This is a genomic window from Stenotrophomonas sp. HMSC10F07 (assembly GCF_001807895.1).
Classification (GTDB): Bacteria; Pseudomonadota; Gammaproteobacteria; order Xanthomonadales; family Xanthomonadaceae; genus Stenotrophomonas; species Stenotrophomonas sepilia.
The window spans coordinates 1-2285 of the sequence record NZ_KV791338.1; the positions used below are offsets into that span (position 1 = coordinate 1).

At 65.4% G+C, this 2285-nt stretch carries 4 protein-coding genes; 1 reads left to right on the forward strand and 3 read right to left on the reverse strand.

What is annotated here, in order from left to right; all coding sequences use genetic code 11:
• Nucleotides 1–84 precede the first annotated feature (84 nt).
• From mscL to HMPREF3114_RS03090, 3 genes are all read right to left on the reverse strand, one after another.
• Nucleotides 85–489, reverse strand: coding sequence for a large-conductance mechanosensitive channel protein MscL (gene mscL / locus HMPREF3114_RS03080; RefSeq protein ID WP_005418809.1), 405 nt, complete (start codon nucleotides 487–489; stop codon nucleotides 85–87).
• A 54-nt stretch (nucleotides 490–543) separates the two neighbouring features.
• Nucleotides 544–1260: a fumarylacetoacetate hydrolase family protein gene (locus HMPREF3114_RS03085; protein WP_019660190.1), complete on the reverse strand. Its 717-nt coding sequence runs from the start codon at nucleotides 1258–1260 to the stop codon at nucleotides 544–546.
• Nucleotides 1261–1335: 75 nt separating this feature from the next.
• A complete protein-coding gene (locus HMPREF3114_RS03090) occupies nucleotides 1336–1617 on the reverse strand; it encodes a hypothetical protein (RefSeq protein WP_053501268.1) in 282 nt (93 codons plus the stop codon).
• 178 nt (nucleotides 1618–1795) lie between these two features.
• Between HMPREF3114_RS03090 and HMPREF3114_RS03095 the strand changes: the two genes are divergently transcribed.
• Nucleotides 1796–2131: a Rieske (2Fe-2S) protein gene (locus tag HMPREF3114_RS03095; RefSeq protein ID WP_053501270.1), complete on the forward strand. Its 336-nt coding sequence runs from the start codon at nucleotides 1796–1798 to the stop codon at nucleotides 2129–2131.
• The last annotated feature ends 154 nt before the right edge of the window (nucleotides 2132–2285 follow it).

A 2285-nucleotide genomic window follows, 5' to 3' on the forward strand; every position in this document is an offset into this window, starting at 1 on the left:
CCAATGCTCGGCTGCCTTTTGCAGATCAGCCGAGCATTGGCTCGGCTCTACAGGTGGGAGGGGCGCCCATAGGCGCCCGACACCTTATTTCTTCAGGCTGTCGCGGATCTCGCGCAGCAGCACCACTTCTTCGGCCGGCGCCGCCGGGGCAGCTTCCTTCTTGCGAGACAGCCGGTTGATCGCCTTGACCACGATGAAGATCGCGAAAGCCACGATCACGAACTGGATGACGGTGTTGATGAAGTCGCCGTAGCCAACCACCACCGCCGGGATCTCCTTGCCATCCGGTCCGAGCCGGGCTGGCGACAACGTCCAGGCCAGGCTGGAGAAATCCACGCGCCCGATCAGGTAGCCCAGCGGCGGCATGATGATCTTCTCGACCAGCGCCGTCACGATCTTGCCGAAGGCTGCGCCGATCACCACACCGACGGCGAGGTCGATGACGTTGCCGCGCATGGCGAATTCCTTGAACTCGGTGAGCATTCCCATTGTTGTTTTTCTCCGGTGGGGAAGTGGACAGCGCGCAGGGTAGCGCAGGTGATGTCAGCCGGCGATCACGCCGTGGCGCTCGGCCACGTTTTCAAGGCGGGCACTGAAGCGGTCGCCGGGCTTCAACGCAGCCACCCCGGATGGGGTGCCCATGAACACCAGGTCGCCGGCACGCAGCTGCCACAGCTTGGACAGCTCATGCAGGATCTCCGGCACGTTCCAGATCATCTGGTCGAGCAGTGCCTGCTGGCGCACTTCGCCGTTGACCTCCAGCGACAGGTTCAGCGCGGCCAGGTCGCCGACTTCCTCGGCGTGGACGATTTCGCTGATCGGCGCGGAGGCATCGAAGCCCTTGGCCGCATCCCACGGGTGGCCCTTGTCCTTGGCCGCGGCCTGCAGGTCGCGGCGGGTCAGGTCCAGGCCGACGGCGTAGCCATAGACCAGCGCATCGGCGTCAGCGACGGCCAACTCACCGGCGGGCGCATCGCGGCCGATCGCCACCACCAGCTCCACTTCGTGGTGCAGGTTGGCGGTTGCCGGGGGGTAGGGGATGGCATCGTCGTGGCCGACCACGATCGCATCGGCCGGCTTGCTGAAGAACATCGGGCGGCCACGGTCATCGGCCGCCGGCACCGCCGCGCCCATTTCGCGGGCGTGGTCGGCGAAATTGCGGCCGACGCAGTAGATGCGGTGCACGGGGAAGCTGCCGCCACCGGCTACCGGTACACGCGGCAGGGCTACGGCAGGGATCACATCGGAGACATCGGACATGCGGGCATCCAGGAAGGGCGTGCCCGCAGTCTAGAACGCATGGCGCCCGCCGTCAGCGGGCGCGGAAGGCCTGGATCAGCGCGAGGCCGGCAACACCGGCTTGCGCACCACGCGGTACTCGCCTTCAACCACGGTCGGGTCAACCTGACGCACAACGCCCGGCTTGCGCGAAGCCAGCAGCTTCCACGCCAGGCCGACCAGGATCATCGCCGCGCCAACGAACACACCGATGAACACCATCGCCGCCAGGATCGCCAGGCCAAGCAGGCCCACGGCGACGCGCACCAGCGGATGACGCGGCTTACGCGGCGCGAACAGGGTGCGGAACTGGTTGAAGGCGGATGCGCGATTGAACATGGCGGCTCGATAGGCTGGGATCAGCGAAAACAGAGTATCGGGACGCGCCACTGTCATTGAGTGAAAAACTCGTTAAATATAGCCTGTGCTTATTACGGATCAATGACTTGTGTTCATGTCGCAGCCAGTCACCTGAGCAGGCATGCGACAATTCCGGTTTACCGTCCGAGCCTTCGCCATGACTATCGTTGCTGCCCTGATCGCCCTTGATGCCATTGCCGATGGCGCGTTTGCCGAGGTCGAAGCGGTGGTCGATGGCGATGCCGAATCGCTGGTGCTGTACCGCGACGGCGCGCAGGTGCGCGCGTTCCTGAACATCTGCCCGCACGCTGGCCGCCGCCTGGACTGGGCCCCAGGCCAGTTCCTGAAGAGCCGTGAGGGCCACCTGGTATGCGCCGCGCATGGCGCCTCGTTCACGCTGGACAGCGGCGACTGCATCGCCGGCCCGTGCAAGGGTGACCGCCTGCGTACGGTGCCGGTGGACGTACGCGACGGGCTGGTCTACCTGGCCTGAGGCCGGAAGCAGTCGAGCACGGCTCGACTCTACAAAGGCATCCACGCATGGCGTGGATCCACCGTGTCGACCAAGGTCGACACCCACCAGCAGCACAGAATGCCGTTCCGGCAGATGGCAGAAATCTGTCGAAGGCGGGGTGGGTCCGGTTGCG